Source organism: Kitasatospora sp. NPDC017646 (genome assembly GCF_044329365.1).
In the GTDB taxonomy this organism is placed as follows: domain Bacteria; phylum Actinomycetota; class Actinomycetes; order Streptomycetales; family Streptomycetaceae; genus Kitasatospora.
The window spans coordinates 47,482-63,407 of the sequence record NZ_JBIRJC010000014.1 but is presented as its reverse complement, the minus strand read 5'-3'; the positions used below and the strand labels follow the sequence as shown (position 1 = coordinate 63,407).

At 70.5% G+C, this 15,926-nt stretch carries 16 protein-coding genes, 1 pseudogene and 1 riboswitch; of the genes and pseudogenes, 13 read left to right on the top strand and 4 right to left on the bottom strand.

Annotated features, from left to right (window positions below):
* Positions 1–84 precede the first annotated feature (84 nt).
* Positions 85–1,278, bottom strand: coding sequence for an NADP-dependent malic enzyme (locus ACH4J0_RS22455; RefSeq protein WP_396242283.1), 1,194 nt, complete (start codon positions 1,276–1,278; stop codon positions 85–87).
* 584 nt (positions 1,279–1,862) lie between these two features.
* Between ACH4J0_RS22455 and ACH4J0_RS22450 the strand changes: the two genes are divergently transcribed.
* From ACH4J0_RS22450 to ACH4J0_RS22430, 5 genes are all read left to right on the top strand, one after another.
* Complete coding sequence (locus ACH4J0_RS22450; RefSeq protein WP_396242282.1) at positions 1,863–2,789, top strand: ABC transporter substrate-binding protein; 927 nt, start codon at positions 1,863–1,865, stop codon at positions 2,787–2,789.
* 435 nt (positions 2,790–3,224) lie between these two features.
* The gene (locus ACH4J0_RS22445) at positions 3,225–4,154 is read left to right on the top strand and encodes an ABC transporter substrate-binding protein (RefSeq protein ID WP_396242281.1); all 930 of its coding nucleotides are present in this window, start codon (positions 3,225–3,227) and stop codon (positions 4,152–4,154) included.
* A gap of 38 nt (positions 4,155–4,192) precedes the next feature.
* Positions 4,193–5,167 carry an amino acid ABC transporter permease gene (locus ACH4J0_RS22440; protein WP_396242280.1) on the top strand — a complete coding sequence of 325 codons (975 nt, stop codon included), beginning with the start codon at positions 4,193–4,195 and terminating at the stop codon, positions 5,165–5,167.
* Complete coding sequence (locus ACH4J0_RS22435) at positions 5,164–5,967, top strand: amino acid ABC transporter ATP-binding protein (protein ID WP_396242279.1); 804 nt, start codon at positions 5,164–5,166, stop codon at positions 5,965–5,967. The genes ACH4J0_RS22440 and ACH4J0_RS22435 overlap by 4 nt, the downstream gene beginning before the upstream one ends.
* 115 nt (positions 5,968–6,082) lie before the next feature.
* Positions 6,083–6,670 (top strand): CGNR zinc finger domain-containing protein, encoded by a 588-nt coding sequence (locus ACH4J0_RS22430; protein ID WP_396242278.1) that lies wholly within the window; start codon positions 6,083–6,085, stop codon positions 6,668–6,670.
* On the opposite strand, the gene sodX is transcribed toward ACH4J0_RS22430, so the two are convergent.
* On the bottom strand, positions 6,667–7,107 hold the full coding sequence (gene sodX / locus ACH4J0_RS22425) for a nickel-type superoxide dismutase maturation protease (RefSeq protein WP_396242277.1): 441 nt from the start codon (positions 7,105–7,107) through the stop codon (positions 6,667–6,669). The two genes, ACH4J0_RS22430 and sodX, sit on opposite strands and share 4 nt — an antisense overlap.
* Before the next feature lie 188 nt (positions 7,108–7,295).
* Between sodX and sodN the strand changes: the two genes are divergently transcribed.
* From sodN to ACH4J0_RS22395, 6 genes and pseudogenes are all read left to right on the top strand, one after another.
* Positions 7,296–7,691 carry a superoxide dismutase, Ni gene (sodN, locus tag ACH4J0_RS22420; RefSeq protein ID WP_030057980.1) on the top strand — a complete coding sequence of 132 codons (396 nt, stop codon included), beginning with the start codon at positions 7,296–7,298 and terminating at the stop codon, positions 7,689–7,691.
* A gap of 88 nt (positions 7,692–7,779) precedes the next feature.
* A riboswitch (cobalamin riboswitch) is annotated at positions 7,780–7,917 on the top strand.
* Between the two features lie 326 nt (positions 7,918–8,243).
* Positions 8,244–8,920, top strand: a pseudogene (locus ACH4J0_RS22415) (ABC transporter substrate-binding protein); the annotation flags it as partial.
* A 78-nt stretch (positions 8,921–8,998) separates the two neighbouring features.
* Positions 8,999–9,382, top strand: a complete 384-nt coding sequence (locus ACH4J0_RS22410; protein ID WP_396242276.1) for a nuclear transport factor 2 family protein — start codon at positions 8,999–9,001, stop codon at positions 9,380–9,382.
* Positions 9,383–9,391: 9 nt separating this feature from the next.
* Positions 9,392–9,868, top strand: coding sequence for a GNAT family N-acetyltransferase (locus tag ACH4J0_RS22405; protein ID WP_396242275.1), 477 nt, complete (start codon positions 9,392–9,394; stop codon positions 9,866–9,868).
* Between the two features lie 231 nt (positions 9,869–10,099).
* Positions 10,100–10,510 (top strand): anti-sigma regulatory factor, encoded by a 411-nt coding sequence (locus tag ACH4J0_RS22400; protein WP_396242274.1) that lies wholly within the window; start codon positions 10,100–10,102, stop codon positions 10,508–10,510.
* Positions 10,511–10,664: 154 nt separating this feature from the next.
* On the top strand, positions 10,665–11,657 hold the full coding sequence (locus ACH4J0_RS22395) for an RNA polymerase sigma factor SigF (protein ID WP_396242273.1): 993 nt from the start codon (positions 10,665–10,667) through the stop codon (positions 11,655–11,657).
* A 93-nt stretch (positions 11,658–11,750) separates the two neighbouring features.
* Here ACH4J0_RS22395 and ACH4J0_RS22390 read toward each other — a convergent pair whose 3' ends face one another.
* A complete protein-coding gene (locus ACH4J0_RS22390) occupies positions 11,751–12,167 on the bottom strand; it encodes a hypothetical protein (protein ID WP_396242272.1) in 417 nt (138 codons plus the stop codon).
* A 50-nt stretch (positions 12,168–12,217) separates the two neighbouring features.
* On the opposite strand from ACH4J0_RS22390, the gene ACH4J0_RS22385 reads away from it, so the two are divergent.
* Together ACH4J0_RS22385 and ACH4J0_RS22380 are read left to right on the top strand one after the other, a co-directional pair.
* On the top strand, positions 12,218–13,189 hold the full coding sequence (locus ACH4J0_RS22385; RefSeq protein WP_396242271.1) for a diacylglycerol/lipid kinase family protein: 972 nt from the start codon (positions 12,218–12,220) through the stop codon (positions 13,187–13,189).
* A gap of 372 nt (positions 13,190–13,561) precedes the next feature.
* A complete protein-coding gene (locus tag ACH4J0_RS22380; protein ID WP_014138019.1) occupies positions 13,562–13,813 on the top strand; it encodes a WhiB family transcriptional regulator in 252 nt (83 codons plus the stop codon).
* Positions 13,814–14,224: 411 nt separating this feature from the next.
* On the opposite strand, the gene ACH4J0_RS22375 is transcribed toward ACH4J0_RS22380, so the two are convergent.
* A complete protein-coding gene (locus tag ACH4J0_RS22375) occupies positions 14,225–15,745 on the bottom strand; it encodes a sensor histidine kinase (RefSeq protein WP_396242270.1) in 1,521 nt (506 codons plus the stop codon).
* Positions 15,746–15,926: the final 181 nt, after the last annotated feature.

The window sequence follows — 15,926 nt, the reverse complement described above, 5'->3', positions numbered from 1 at the left end:
AACCACGCGTACGTGTGACGCGTGTCCCGGCCTCAGGCGGTGACTCCCCCGCTCGGCTCCGGGGTTCGTCAGATCGTCAGATCGTCAGATCCGCGCCACACCCTCGGCGCGGGCGGCGTCCGCCACGGCCTTGGTGACCGCCGGGGCGACCCGCTCGTCGAACGGCGAGGGGATGACCTTCTGCGGCGTCAGCTCGTCGGCCACCACGCCGGCCAGCGCCTTGGCGGCGGCCAGCTTCATGCCCTCGGTGATCCGGGAGGCCCGCACCTGCAAGGCGCCGGCGAAGATGCCCGGGAACGCCAGCACGTTGTTGATCTGGTTCGGGAAGTCGCTGCGCCCGGTGGCGACGACCGCCGCGTACTTGTGGGCCACCTCGGGGTGGATCTCCGGGTTGGGGTTGGCCATCGCGAAGATGAACGCGCCCTCGGCCATGGTCGCCACGACCTCCTCCGGCACGGTGCCGCCGGAGACGCCGATGAACACGTCGGCGCCGGCCAGCGCGTCGGCCAGCGAGCCCTTGAGGGCCGAGCGGTTGGTCTGCTCGGCGATCTCGGCCTTGACGTCGGTCAGGTCCTCGCGGCCCTGGTGGACCACTCCCTTGCGGTCGCAGACGGCCACGTCGCCGATGCCCGCGGCCAGCAGCATCTTGGCGATGGCGATGCCGGCCGCGCCGGCGCCGGAGATGACGGCCCGCAGCGAGCCGATCTCCCGGCCGGTCACCTTGGCGGCGTTCCACAGGGCGGCGGTGGTGACGATCGCGGTGCCGTGCTGGTCGTCGTGGAAGACCGGGATGTCCAGGGCCTCCTGGAGCCGGCGCTCGATCTCGAAGCAGCGCGGGGCGGAGATGTCCTCCAGGTTGACGCCGCCGAAGGAGGGGGCCAGCCGGACCACCGTCTCGACGATCTCGTCCACCCCGGTGCAGGCCAGCGCGATCGGCACCGCGTCCACGCCGCCGAACTGCTTGAACAGGATCGCCTTGCCCTCCATCACCGGGAGCGAGGCCTCCGGGCCGATGTCACCGAGGCCCAGCACCGCGGTGCCGTCGGTGACCACCGCGACGGTGTTGGACTTCCAGGTGTAGTCGTTGACCAGCTCCGGCTGCTCGGCGATGGCCGTGCAGACCCGGGCGACACCGGGGGTGTAGGCGAGGGACAGGTCGTCCGCGTCGCGCACCGGCACGGTCGCCCGGATCTCCATCTTGCCGCCGCGGTGGAGCGCGAAAACGGCGTCGACCGGATCGTCGGTGTCCTGGGTGCTGCTGATGATCTCCGCTGCCACGATGACCTCTTCGTCATTGATCTGGCGAGGTGCGCGGCCGACGGGCAGTGCGGCCCCGTCCGGAAACCGGAAACCGGGTACGCCGAAGCGGACCCGGGGTCGGGGTGGGGCGCTGCCGTCGGGTGGCGCCCTCGGATGAGGGTTTTTATGGGGTCTTGTCTTGATCCGCGTTGTGCTACCGGGCCGAGCGTAGGTCGGACGGAGGCATCGCACCTATGCCTTTTCGTCCTCGTCACGTGCCATTCATCGCCGTGCTGTCGCGTCGACTGGGATCCGGCGTCGGAAGCGCCGGGCCCCGGCGGCGGCAACGGCGTGGAGGCACGCGCACCCGCAGGAGTGAACGCAGATCCGTTGGGGAGTCGGCGCTCCGGATACGGAGCCACGTCATGACTTCCGGTCCTGAGCACCCCGAGCCTGTCGGGGCTCGTCGGTCTGGTTCGAGCGTTCGGGGATCACCCGGTACCGAATTCTGACATACCCGCCGCCGGGCCCGGCAGGGTGGGATGGCAAGATCGCGTGTCCGCCATTCCGCGTACGCCAGCGCGACACCGCGACGACCGCGGTCGCCCCCAGGAGCAGCCCTCATGCCTCACCTCCCCCATGCCCGCCGTCCGGCCGTCGCCGGAACCGTCCTGGCCGCCGTCGGAGCACTGCTGCTCACCGGGTGCGGCAGTGGCCAGCAGGCCGCCGCGAGCGACCCGGTCAAGGACATCCGCGCCAAGCTTCCCAAGGCCCAGCGCTCGGCCGGGGTGCTGCGCATCGGCATGGACGTCAACTACACGCCGGTGGAGTTCCGCGGGCCGGACGGCAAGCCGACCGGCCTGGACCCCGATCTCGCCGCCGCCCTCGGCCGGATCCTCGACGTGCGGGTCGAGTTCGAGGACACTCCGTTCGCCAAGCTGATCCCGGGCCTCCAGGGCAAGCAGTTCGACGTGGCGATGTCCGCGCTCAGCGACATCCGCCAGCGCCGCGAGGGCCTGGACGAGAACGGCAAGCAGGTCAACCCGGGCGTGGACTTCGTGGACTACTTCATCGCCGGCACCTCGATCGTCGTCCCGAAGGGCAACCCCAAGGGGATCCACGGCCTGGACGACCTGTGCGGCCGCACGGTCGCCTTCCAGCAGGGCACTTCCCAGGACGACATCGCCACCCGGCAGACCGCCGTCTGCGCCCGCGCCGGCCGCCCACTGACCGTGCACCGCCTCGACTCCGACGCCAAGGCGCTGGCCGAGGTCGCCTCCGGCGCGGCCGCGGCCGGCCTCAACGACTACCCGGTGGCCGCCTACGCGGCCAAGACCACCGACGGCGGCGGCCGCTTCGAGGTGACCGGCGCCCAGTCCACCTCCAACCCGTACGGGATCGCGGTGCGCAAGGAGGACACCGAGCTGCGCGACACCCTGTCCAAGGCGGTGGACCAGCTGATCCGCAGCGGCGAGTACGACAAGATCCTCGGCAAGTGGAACGTGAGCGCCGGCGCGGCCCAGAACGCGGTGGTCAACGGGGGCATCTGAGCCCCCGGGGCGGCGGGCGGCTCCGGCGGGCCTTCCGGGCGGAGTACAGGCAGATCTGCATACTTATACGCAGGGTGACAGGGGCACGCGATCCGTCCGCATAGCGGACAGCATGAGCCCTTGTTATCCGATTTTGATCTGGATGAGGGCCACCTGACCGTCCTCAGATGGCAGGATTCCCCCCATCTCGGATCGAGCCGGCCACTGGTCGAGGCGGTTCAGGTCGACGTCCACCTCGGCGGAGGGTGGCGCAAGCAGTACCCGCACCACCCTGGGCGGCCCCCGTGCGCCCAGGCAACTGCACCACCCGGCAACGCCCGTACGACGACGTACAGCGCCATACCACCCGTACGACGACGTACGGCCAGCTGCCCCGGTGCGCCGCTCCCGCGGCGCGCTCCGCCCGATTTCTCTCCCCAGGAGGAGATCCCCCTCATGACCGCCCGTACCCAGCGCACCCGCCTCCTCGCGGCCGGCGTGGCCGCCGTGTCCGTGTCCCTCGTGCTGACCGGCTGCGGCAGCAGCAAGAGCAATGAGGGCGGTGGCGCCCCCAACGCCTCCGCGACCGTCAACGAGGTCAAGGCCGACGACAAGCTGGTCGCCCTCGTTCCCGCGGACATCAAGTCGGCCGGGAAGCTCGTGGTCGGCGCGGACGCCTCCTACGCGCCGGACGAGTTCAAGGACGACAGCGGCAAGGTCATCGGCATGGACGTCGACCTCGCCAACGCCATCGCCGCCAAGCTCGGCCTCAAGGCCGAGGTCCAGGACTCCGGCTTCACCGCGATCATCCCGGGCATCCAGTCGAACAAGTTCCAGCTCGGCATGTCGTCCTTCACGGACAACAAGGAGCGCGAGCAGGTCGTCGACATGGTGACCTACTTCAACTCCGGCAGCGCCATCGCGGTCAAGAAGGGCAACCCCAACAAGGTCGACCCGAAGGACCTCTGCGGCAAGAAGGTCGCCGTCCAGACCGGCACCACCCAGGCCGACGAGATCAAGGACACCCGCAACCCGGACTGCGCCAAGGCCGGCAAGCCGGGCATCCAGAACGAGGGCGACAAGTTCGACCTCCAGACGGACGTCACCAACGCCGTGGTCTCCGGCCGCGACGACGCGATGATGGCCGACTCCCAGGTCGTCGACTACGCGATCAAGCAGTCCGGCGGCCAGCTGGAGAAGCTCGGCGACACCTACGGTGTGGCCCCCTACGGCGTCGCCCTGGCCAAGGGCTCCAAGCTCACGCCGGCCGTCCAGGGCGCCATCCAGTCGCTGATCGACGACGGAACGTACAAGCAGATCCTCACCAAGTGGGGTGTCGAGGCCGGTGCCCTCGACAAGTCGACCGTCAACGGCGCCGTCAGCTGACCTCTCGTACGCTTCATCTCTCCCCCCGAGGCCACACCGTGAACTCTCTGGACAAGGGGGCGGCGGAGAAGGGACGGCCTGAGACCATCAAGGCCGTCCCGGTTCGCCACCCCGGACGCTGGGTGGGCGCTGTCGTCATCGCCCTGCTCGCGGCGATGCTGCTGAGCGCCCTCTTCACCAACCCCGCTTTCAAGTGGGACATCGTCGGGCAGTACCTGTTCCACGACAGCATCATGCACGGCCTGCTCGTGACGCTGGAGCTGACCGCCCTCTCCATGCTCATGGGTGTGGTCGGCGGCATCATCCTCGCGGTGATGCGCCTGTCGCCGAACCCGCTGCTGGCCGGCACCGCCTGGGTCTACATCTGGGTCTTCCGCGGCACCCCGGTGCTGGTGCAGCTGGTGTTCTGGAACTTCCTCGGCCTGATCTGGGCCAAGCTGTCGATCGGCGTCCCGTGGGGACCGGAGTTCTGGTCCGAACAGACCAACGTCCTGATCCCGACCTTCGTCGCCGCGCTGCTGGGCCTCGGCCTCAACGAGGCCGCCTACATGGCGGAGATCGTCCGCGGCGGCATCCAGTCCGTCGACGAGGGCCAGACCGAGGCCGCCCACGCGCTCGGCATGAGCCGGTTCCAGACCATGCGGCGGATCGTCCTGCCGCAGGCCATGCGGGTGATCATCCCGCCGACCGGCAACGAGACCATCTCGATGCTGAAGACCACTTCGCTGGTTTCCGTCATCTCCCTGGAGGAGATCTTCCGAGCCGGCCAGGTCATCTACTCTCGGAACTACCAGAACATCCCGCTGCTGATCGTGGTCAGCCTCTGGTACCTCTTCTTCACCTCGGTGCTGACCATCGGCCAGTACTACATCGAGCGCTACTACGCCCGAGGCTCCAACCGCACCCTCCCGCCCACCCCGCTGCAGCGACTGCGGGGCCTGTTCGCCGGGAAGCCCACCCCGAAGACGCACGCCGACGTCGTCCCGGGCCTTGAGGGAGGTGGTCACGTATGACCGATCTGAGCAAGACCCCCGCCGCCTCCGTCGCCTCCGCCGAGCCGATGGTCCGCGCCGAGAACGTGCACAAGTCCTACGGGCCGGTCGAGGTGCTCAAGGGCATCGACCTGGAGGTCAAGCAGGGCGAAGTGTTCTGCCTCATCGGCCCGTCCGGCTCCGGCAAGTCGACCTTCCTGCGGTGCATCAACCACCTGGAGAAGATCAACGGCGGCCGCCTCTGGGTGGACGGCGAGCTCGTCGGCTACCGGCAGAAGGGCGACAAGCTCCACGAGCTCAAGGACCGCGAGGTCGCCCTGAAGCGGCGCGACATCGGCATGGTGTTCCAGCGCTTCAACCTGTTCCCCCACATGACCGCCATAGAGAACGTCATCGAGGCACCGGTCCAGGTCAAGGGCGAGACCAAGGCCGACGCCCGGGAGCGCGGGATGGCCCTGCTGGAGCGGGTCGGCCTCGCCGACAAGGCGAGGAACTACCCCTCGCAGCTCTCCGGCGGCCAGCAGCAGCGCGTGGCGATCGCCCGGGCACTGGCCATGAAGCCCAAGCTGATGCTCTTCGACGAGCCCACCTCGGCGCTCGACCCGGAGCTGGTCGGTGACGTCCTCGACGTCATGCGGGGCCTCGCCGAGGAGGGCATGACGATGGTGGTCGTCACCCACGAGATGGGCTTCGCCCGCGAGGTCGGCGACGCGCTGGTGTTCATGGACGGCGGTGTGGTGGTCGAGTCGGGCAACCCCCGCGACGTGCTCACCGACCCCCAGCACGAGCGCACCAGGGCCTTCCTCTCCAAGGTGCTCTGAGCCCGTACGGCTGGCGCCCGGCAGGCGACTTCCTGCCGGGCGCCGCCCGTTTTCCCCAGCCGGGTAATAGGCTGGAAGCAGTCAGCCCGTTACCGATAACTCTGGAAGGACCGCCGTGGAGCTCGCCTCGTACGCCGATCTCGCCGTTCGGCTGGTGAACACCGAGGAGCCCGAGCGCGGCACCGACACGCTGACCTCGGTGGACGCGGTGCGCGCCCTGTTCTCCGACTCCGCCCGTGCCGCCGCGCTGGCCGACGAATCCGACGTGCCCCGGCTGCGGGCGGTGCGGACCAGGCTGCGCGGGGTCTTCGAGGCCGCCGCGGAGGGCGACGAGGTCCGGGCCGTCGACTTGCTGAACAGCCTGCTGATGGAGTACCCCGTCAGCCCGCTGGTCTCCGGGCACGACTACCTGGACGATGCCGGCCGGCCGCGCTGGCACCTGCACCTGGCCGACAACTCGCCCACCGCCACCGCGCACTTCAGCGCCGTCGCCTGCATGGGCCTGGCCGTCCACCTCACCGAGCTGGGCGCCGACCGGCTCGGCATCTGCCAGGCCGCACCGTGCCGCAACGCCTACCTGGACACCTCGACCAACCGCTCCCGCCGCTACTGCTCCGACCGCTGCGCCACCCGCGCCAACGTCGCCGCGTACCGGGCCCGCAAGCGTCAGGAGGCCGAGGCCGCCCTGCACTCCGGGAGCTAGACCTCTTCGACCCACACCCCGAACCGGCGGGCCAGGCCCGGCAGCCGGGACAGCCGGGGGCCGAGCAGCAGTCGCTCCAGCCCGCGGCCCGGCGCAAGCCAGGCCGGGCTCGGGCGCAGCCGCAGCAGCACCCGACCGAGCACCAGCTCGTCCGGGACCGGGCCGTAGCTGCGGCTGTCACTGTCCACCGGGCGGTTGTCGGACAGCAGCCACCAGCCCTCGGGGCGGCGCTCGGCGGCCCGCTTCACCACCAGCAGGTCCTGCTGGAAGGGGTGCCGGAACAGCACCACCGCGCCGGGCCGGATCGGCGCGCCGTAGCGGACCAGCAGCTGGTCGCCCTCGCGCAGGGTCGGGACCATCGACGGGCCCGCCACGTCGACCAGTCCGAACGGCAGCACGCCGCCGCCCGCGCCCCGCGGTTCCGTGCTCCGCGCCACGACTCCTCCTCCCGGACCGGCCCGGCCCGGCCCGGCCCCAGTCTGCCGTACGGACCGCCATCCGTTCGATGTCCGGATTACCCCGGTTCCGGGTCCGCCTTTTGCCCTAGGCCCACCGCCCGGCCGCGAAACCCGGAGGCCGGAAGGGTAGTCTCGGGCGCGGGAAGACGATCTAAGGAAGGACTCCCATGTTCTCTCGTCTGTTTGCACCGCGTGCCACCGCTCACGCCCACTGCGACCTGCCGTGCGGTGTGTACGACCCGGCGCAGGCCAAGCTGGAGGCCGAGTCGGTCAAGGCCACCCAGGAGAAGTACCAGGCCAACGAGGACCCGCACTTCCGCGCCCGCGCCATCATCATCAAGGAGCAGCGCGCCGAGGCCGTCAAGCACCACATCTCGGTGCTGTGGAGCGACTACTTCAAGGCCCCGCACTTCGAGAAGTACCCCCAGCTGCACAAGCTGATCAACGACACCCTGAAGGCCGCCTCGGCCGCCAAGGCGTCCACGGACCCGGCCACCGGCCAGGCCCTGCTGGACCTGATCGCCGAGGTCGACAAGATCTTCTGGGAGACCAAGCAGGCCTGAGCCTGACGCGTCGCCACCCGACCGCCCCCGTCCGCTCCGTCGGACGGGGGCGGTCGTGCGTTCACGTGCGATCCGCTCTCAGTAAGGACTGCTCGGCTTGAGTGACTGCTATGCTGCCGGGCGTCCGAGGGGGAAGTCCGGTGTGAATCCGGCGCTGACCCGCAACGGTGAGCACGGCCCGAAACGTCGTGCCAGCCCGATCGCCCCGGTCGCTGAACTCCCGACAACTCGCCGCGGACTGCGAGGGGAAGGCGCCCGAACACGCCCCCGGACGGCGCCCGCCCCGGCACGCCCTGCGGCCCGAGGCAAGGCGCGACCGCAGTGAAGGACCCCGTTCGCCGAACACCGACCGTCCCGCTCGCCGTCGGCCTCGCCGCGGCCCTGCTGGTCTCGCTGGTCTGCGGGGTCGCGTTCGGCGCCTCCGGGATCCGACTCCCCGACGTCCTGCGCCTGTTGGCAGCCGGCCTGACGGGCGGTCGGCTGGACGCGGACGAGGCCGCCGCGTACGCGATCGTCTGGGAGATCCGACTGCCGCGCACCGTGCGGGCCGGCCGGATCGTCAAGGAGATCGCCCTGGACGCCAGGGCCGACCTGGTGTTCGCCGGCTGGCACTACGGCTTCGACGAGGGCAGCGGCGTCACCCCGCAGGCGTTCGAGGCCCTCGGCATCGACTCGTACGTGCTCAGCGAGTCCTGCCGCAGCGGCACGGGCAGCGAGCGCGGGGTGATGGAGCCGCTGGACGCGCTCTACACCGACCTGGCCAACCTCGGTGAGATCTTCGACGTCAGGGACCGGGCCGACGAGCTGATCGCCGAGTCCAGGGCGAGGATCGCCGCCGTCCCGCAGCCCGGGCGCCGCCCGTCCGTCTTCCTCTACGACAGCGGGCAGGACAAGCCGTACACCGCCGGGAAGTTCGCCGCCGCGAACGAGATCATCGCCAGGGCCGGCGGGACCGACATCATGGGGGACCTCGCGGACACCTGGGTCACCGCCGGCTGGGAGAGCGTGGTGCGGCGCGACCCCGAGTGATCGTGATCAACGACTACGCGACCCCGGGCGCCGAGCAGAAGCGCGGCTTCCTCAAGTCGTTCCCGCCGCTGGCGAACGTCTCCGCGATCAGGAACGACCGGATCGTGGTCATGGACTACGCCGACCTGGTCGAGAGCCCGCGCAACCCGGCCGCGATCAGCACCCTGGCCGACTTCCTGCGCACCGTTGTGGCCGGCTGACCGGTCCCGGCCGAAGCCCACGGTCGGGCGTACGCTCGAAGGTGCGGAGCCGACGGACCCCACCGGAGGAGCGAGAGCATGAGCACCATGGAGGCCCCCGCCGCCTTCGACACCCGAGCGCTGCGCGAGGGCATCGAGCGCTGCGACGCCGAGGCCCTGCTGGCGCTGTACGCCGAGGACGCCGAGCTGCGCGTGGTCGACCGCAAGACCCAGCCCAGTCACCCCCTGGTGATGCACGGGCGGGACGAGATCGGCGCCATGCTGGACGACGTCTACGGCCGCGAGATGACCCACAAGCTGGAGCAGGTGGTGGTCCAGGGCGACCACGTCGCCTTCCTGGAGTCCTGCCGCTACCCCGACGGGGTGCGGGTGCTCATGGCCTCGATGGCCGACCTGCGGGACGGCCGCATCGTCGACCAGACCTCCGTCCAGGCCTGGGACGAGACCGGTCCCGAGCAGTAGGCTCGCGGCATGATCCGCACCGCCGTCGTCACCGACGTCCCCGTCGTCCTGGCCATGATCCGCGAGCTGGCGGAGTACGAGAAGGCCCCGCAGGAGGCGGTGGCCACCGAGGAGCAGTTGCGCGAGGCGCTGTTCGGCGCCAACCCGGCGCTGTTCGGCCTGATCGCCGAGGACGACGCCACCGGCGAGCCGGTCGGCTTCGCGGTCTGGTTCCTCAACTTCTCGACCTGGCGCGGCACCCACGGGATCTACCTGGAGGACCTGTACGTCCGCCCGGAGGCCCGCGGCGGCGGCCACGGCAAGGCGCTGCTGCTGGAGTTGGCGCGGATCGCCGTCGAGCGCGGCTACGCGCGGGTGGAGTGGTCGGTGCTCGACTGGAACCAGCCCTCGATCGACTTCTACAAGTCGATCGGTGCGGTGCCGATGGACGAGTGGACCGTCTTCCGGCTCACCGACGAGGCACTCCGGGCCGCCGGCAGCCGTTGAACGGACGCACGGAGTACGGGCAAAGGCCCTGCCACCCTGCGTCGCAATGCCTTACCATGAGTAACTCCCGCACCTGGTGCGGAGAACGGACCGGACGCCGGCGGAACCGCGGCTTCGGTACCCCCGATCAGGGGTACCGAGGGCACAACCGGTGGCGGTAGAACAGCGGTTGGCAGAGGCCCCCCGACCGGGGGTGCCAAGCAAGCACAGCGCGTCACCCAGGAGGCAAGGGTGTCCCAGATCGACAGCGATCTCGGAGTTCAGGACTTCGTGGAGGTCCGGCTGCCCGCGGCGGGGGCCTATCTCTCCGTGCTGCGAACAGCAACGGCCGGGCTCGCGGCCCGGCTGGACTTCACCCTCGACGAGATCGAGGACCTGCGGATCGCGGTCGACGAGGCCTGCGCCATCCTGCTCCAGCAGGCGGTGCCGGGCTCCGTGTTGTCCTGCGAGTTCCGGCTGGTCGGCGACTCGTTGAAGGTGACGGTCGCCGCTCCGACCACGGACGGCAAGGCGCCCGAGCGCGACACCTTCGCTTGGACGGTGCTCTCCGCGCTGGCCGGCGAGGTGGACTCGTCGGTCGCCGAGGACAACACGGTGTCGATCAGCCTGCACAAGAAGCGCGGCGGGTCCACCGCCCACTGACGGGCACCGAGCAGCACCCTGCAAGGGCCGTCCGCCGTTCCCCCTCCGGGGCCCGGCGGGCGGCTCCCGGTACCGCCCCCGGGGCGGTACGACCAACGAGACGATACCGGGGCCGACGGCCTCGGTGCTCCCGGAACGGAACGGGGGAATGGCCGTGAGTGATCTGGACCGTACCGGCCTCGCGACGGCGGGACCTGCCGTACCGACCCAGGCGAGCGTTTCCGGCCTCGCCGCCAACGACGAAGCGCACCCGAAGGACGCCCACCGGATGAGCCACCCGACCGAGCCGACGTCTGAGCCGACGCCCGCCTCCGCTCCTCCGCCGGAGCCGGCGGAGGAGGCCGCGGACCTGCACGGCGCCGTGCCCGCGCAGGGCTCGCACCGCACCGGCGCGCCGGACCGGGAGGCCGCCCGCGCGCTGTTCGTCCGGCTGTCCGCGCTGCCCGAGGGCTCCCCGGAGCGCGTCGAGCTGCGCAACCAGCTGGTGCGGATGCACATCCCGCTGGTCGAGCACCTCGCCCGGCGGTTCCGCAACCGGGGCGAGCCGCTGGACGACCTGACCCAGGTCGCCACCATCGGACTGATCAAGTCGGTGGACCGCTTCGACCACGAGCGCGGGGTCGAGTTCTCCACCTACGCCACGCCGACCATCGTCGGCGAGATCAAGCGGCACTTCCGCGACAAGGGCTGGGCGGTTCGCGTCCCGCGCCGCCTCCAGGAGCTGCGGCTGTCGCTCACCACGGCGACCAGCGAGCTCTCCCAGCGGCACGGCCGCTCCCCCACGGTGCACGAGCTGGCCGAGCACCTGGGCATCTCCGAGGAGGACGTCCTGGAGGGCCTGGAGTCCGCCAACGCGTACTCCACTCTCTCCCTGGACGTGCCGGACAGCGACGACGAGTCGCCCGCCGTGGCGGACACCCTGGGCGCCACCGACGAGGCGCTGGAGGGCGTCGAGTACCGGGAGTCGCTCAAGCCGCTGCTGGCCCAACTGCCGCCCCGCGAGCAGAAGATCCTGGTGCTGCGGTTCTTCCGGAACATGACCCAGTCACAGATCGCCGCCGAGGTGGGCATCTCCCAGATGCACGTGTCCCGGCTGCTGGCCCGGACCCTGGCCCAGCTGCGGGAGAAGCTCCTCGTGGAGGAGTAGCCACGAGCAGGAACACCGACGGCCGCCCAGCTCCCGCTGTGGCGGCCGTCCGGTCGGGCGGAGCGTCCCGCTGCCTCCGCGGGGCCCGCGCGCTCAGTCCTCCTGCGGGGCGTACAGCGCCGCGGTGGACTTCGGGCTGAGCAGCGCGCCGATGCCCACCAGGCCGAGCAGGCCGACCAGCACGCCGACCGCGATCATCGCGCCGCCGCTCTGGACCATGTAGTAAGCCACCGGCAGGCAGATCGAGTTGGTCAGCACCGCCGGACTGCGGCCCCAGCGGCGCTCCTTGAGCAGCGCGCGGGCGGCCAGCACGGGCAGCACCCCGAGCAGGACGATGACCAGGCCGCCGAACTCGTTCAGGGCGAGCTGCTTGGCCTGCCCGGACAGCGCGGACACCATGTCCGAGACGCCGACGACGGCCAGCGCGGCGCCCTCCAGGGCGGTGATGGCGGCGCCCAGGGTCAGCGGAACCGGGCGGGCGGGTGCGGGGGCGGAGGTTTCTGCGGTCACTCCAGCAGGGTAGCCGCCGGCCGGTCCGTACCGCCCCGTAGGCTTTCCCCATGCGCGCTCTCCTGGTCGTGAACCACAAGGCCACCACCACCAGTGGCCGGACCAGGGACGTACTGATCCACGCGCTGCGCAGCGACCTCAAGCTGGAGGTCGCCGAGACGCAGTACCGGGGCCACGCGCGCGACCTGGCCCGTGAGGCGGCGGCGGAGGGCACGGTGGACCTGGTGGTGGCGCTGGGCGGCGACGGCACCGTCAACGAGGTGGTGAACGGGCTGCTGACGCACGGCCCGGGCGAGAAGGTCCCGCGACTGGCCGTGGTGCCGGGCGGTTCGACCAACGTCTTCGCCCGCGCGCTGGGCCTGCCCAACGACCCGGTGGAGGCCACCGGCGCCCTGCTGAGCGCGCTGGAGCAGGGGCAGGAGCGGCCGATCGGGCTGGGCAAGGCGATGACCGAGGGACTGCCGGACCGCTGGTTCACCTTCACCGCCGGCCTAGGCTTCGACGCCGGGGTGGTCGGCCGGGTCGAGGAGCAGCGCCGGGCCGGTCGCAAGTCCACCCACGCGCTGTACGTCGGGCAGGCCGTCCGGCACTACTTCACCCAGCGTGAGCAGCGTCGCTCGGGCCCGGTCGCCCTCGAACTCCCGGGCCACGCAGCCGTTCCGGGTCTGGTGCTGGCCATAGTCAGCAACACCTCGCCGTGGACCTTCCTCGGCAACCGTCCGGTCTACCCCTCACCCCTCGCCTCCTTCGACACGGATCTGGACGTCTTCGGCGTCACCCGGATGACGGCGTTCGGTACCGCTCGAACGGTCCGTCAGATCCTGCGGTCGCACGCGCCTTCGAGCGACGGCGCGCCGTCGGCCGGGCCCTCCGGAAAGCACGTCGTCTCCTATCACGACGTCAGACACTTCACCTTGGTTTCCCAGGAACCCGTCCCGTTCCAGGTCGACGGGGACCATCTTGGAGACCGGAGTCGCGTCAGTTTCACAGGCGTACGGCGGGCACTGCGTGTGATTGTGTGACCGGAAGCGGGGTTCGCCCTTCTTCTCGAACGCACAAGCCCCCTTCACTCCATAGAAGTACTGGCTGTGAGCTAGGCGACACCGAAGAATCAAAAATTCCTCCCCGAAGGGGGTTGTATCCGAGCCTGAGGTTTGCGAACCTCTACATGGCGATCGGGACACATCGCAGCGACGGCGACTCCGGAACCACAGGAGCACCGACCGCGGAGTGTCCCTCGAATCGCCGAATCCCCTCCCAGCACAGACCACCCGGGCCCGACGGGCCTCTGGTCTCTTTTGCTGTTGTGGGATTCGTGAAAGCGTTCACATTCACAAGCCACATTCGATTATGCCGATCGGGCCACCCCCCGCGGCAGGAGGAGTTGGACGACCATGGACTGGCGCCACCGCGCTGTCTGCCGCGAAGAGGACCCGGAGCTGTTCTTCCCGATCGGGAACACCGGTCCTGCTCTGCTGCAGATCGAGGAAGCCAAGGCCGTGTGCCGCCGCTGCCCGGTGATGGAGCAGTGCCTCCAGTGGGCTCTCGAGACCGGCCAGGACGCCGGCGTCTGGGGCGGTATGAGCGAGGACGAGCGTCGCGCGATGAAGCGCCGTGCCGCCCGCAACCGCGCCCGCACCGCCTGATCAGCAGCGTCTGATCACACGCCGTAGCACCAGCAGTAACCGCCGTACCGATCAACACATGATCAAAGGCTTCCCTGCAGTTCCTGGTGAAGCCTTCCGCACCAAGGGCCTTGCCCGGCGAGGTCCCGCGACACAGGACCGTCCAGCCACTTGATACTGTTCACTTAGAGCAATATCGTGGAGCTGTGACGCTCACCGTGTGCAACGCACATGTCAGGTGTCGCACCACCCAGAGCCCCCGTTCCGGCCGACTCCCCCCGACGGCCGGAACGGGTTGAGAGGCCCTGTCGACCCACCCCCCCCCGGTCGACAGGGCCTCGTTTCTGTTTCCGCACCCAGGGCGCACGGAGTGTGCACCCGGCGCGTTCGCCGAACGCGCGCCCCGGCCGCGCGCCTCAACGCCTCAACGCCTCAACGCACCGGGATCTCCAGGATCACCTTGGTCCCGCCGTCCGGGCCGGCCACCATGTCGAAGGTCCCGCCCAGCTCACCGGTGGCCAGCGTCCGGACGATCTGGAGTCCGAGGTTGCCGGCCGTCTTCGGGTCGAAGCCCTCGGGCATGCCGCGGCCGTCGTCCTGCACGGTGATCAGCAGGTACTCCTCCGGCCGGGCGCCGCCGTTCCAGCTGTCCGACCAGCCCTTGCCGGTCGCCGGGGCCCGTCCGCGCAGGGCACTCACCTCCAGGTTCCCGGAGGCCGTCGGGCCGAAGGCGTGTTCCAGGGCGTTCTGCAGCAGTTCGGTCAGCACCATCGACAGCGGGGTGGCCACCTCGGCGGAGAGGATGCCGAAGCTGCCGGTGCGGCGGGTCGCCACCCGGCCGTCCTGGGACAGCTCCATCGCCATCGCCAGCACCCGGTCGGCGATCTCGTCGAAGGCGACCTGCTCGTCCAGCGCCTGCGAGAGCGTCTCGTGCACGATCGCGATCGACCCGACCCGGCGCACCGCCTCGTCCAGCGCGGCCCGGGCGGGCTCGGACTCCATCCGGCGGGACTGCAGCCGCAGCAGGGCTGCGACGGTCTGGAGGTTGTTCTTCACCCGGTGGTGGATCTCCCGGATGGTGGCGTCCTTGGTCATCAGCTCGCGGTCGCGCCGGCGTAGCTCGGTGACGTCCCGGCAGAGCACCAGCGAACCGGTCAGGGTCCCCTTGGGCTTGAGCGGGATCGCCCGCAGGGTCACCACTCCGCCCTGCGCCTCCACCTCGGTCTGCCGGGGCGCCCAGCCGCTGGCCAGCTTCACCAGTGCCTCGTGGACGGCCGAACGGGAGGGCGGGGCGAGGTCCGCGGTGGCCCGGCCGAGGTGGCTGCCGACCAGGTCGGAGGTCAGGCCGAGCCGGTGGTAGGCGGAGAGGGCGTTGGGGCTGGCGTAGGTGACGATGCCGTCCGCGTCCAGACGGATCAGGCCGTCGCCGACCCGGGGGGCGGCGTCCATGTCGGCCTGCTCCACGCCGGGGAACGGGAAGCTACCGGCCGCGATCATCTGCGCGAGGTCGGAGGCGCTCTGCAGGTAGGTGAGCTCCAGCCGGCTGGGGGTGCGCACGGTCAGCAGGTTGGTGTTGCGGGCGATCACCCCGAGCACCTTGCCCTCGCGCCGGACCGGGATCGACTCGACCCGGACCGGCACCTCCTCGCGCCACTCCGGGTCGCCCTCGCGGACGATCCGGCCCTCGTCGAAGGCGGCGTCCAGCAGCGGGCGGCGCCCGCGCGGGACGAGGTGGCCGACCATGTCGTCCTGGTAGGAGGTGGGGCCGGTGTTGGGCCGCATCTGCGCCACCGAGACGTAGCGGATGCCGTCCCAGGTGGGGATCCACAGCACCAGGTCGGCGAAGGAGAGGTCGGAGAGCAGCTGCCACTCCGAGACCAGCATGTGGAGCCATTCCACGTCGGCCCCGGTCAGGGTGGTGTGGCGGCGGACGAGTTCGTTCAACGAGGGCACATGGCGAGGGTAGCGCCGCCGGTCGGGGTCGGGCTCGGCGGACCGTGCGGTGGCGGCGGATGACTGTCCGGAGTTGTTTAGACCAATTTGCCGGGAGGCCTGGACAACGAAGATTGGTCTAGTCCACAATGGGAGGGCACCAAGGAGAGGCCCACCGCGCAACTGCCCTGACCGCGCGAGG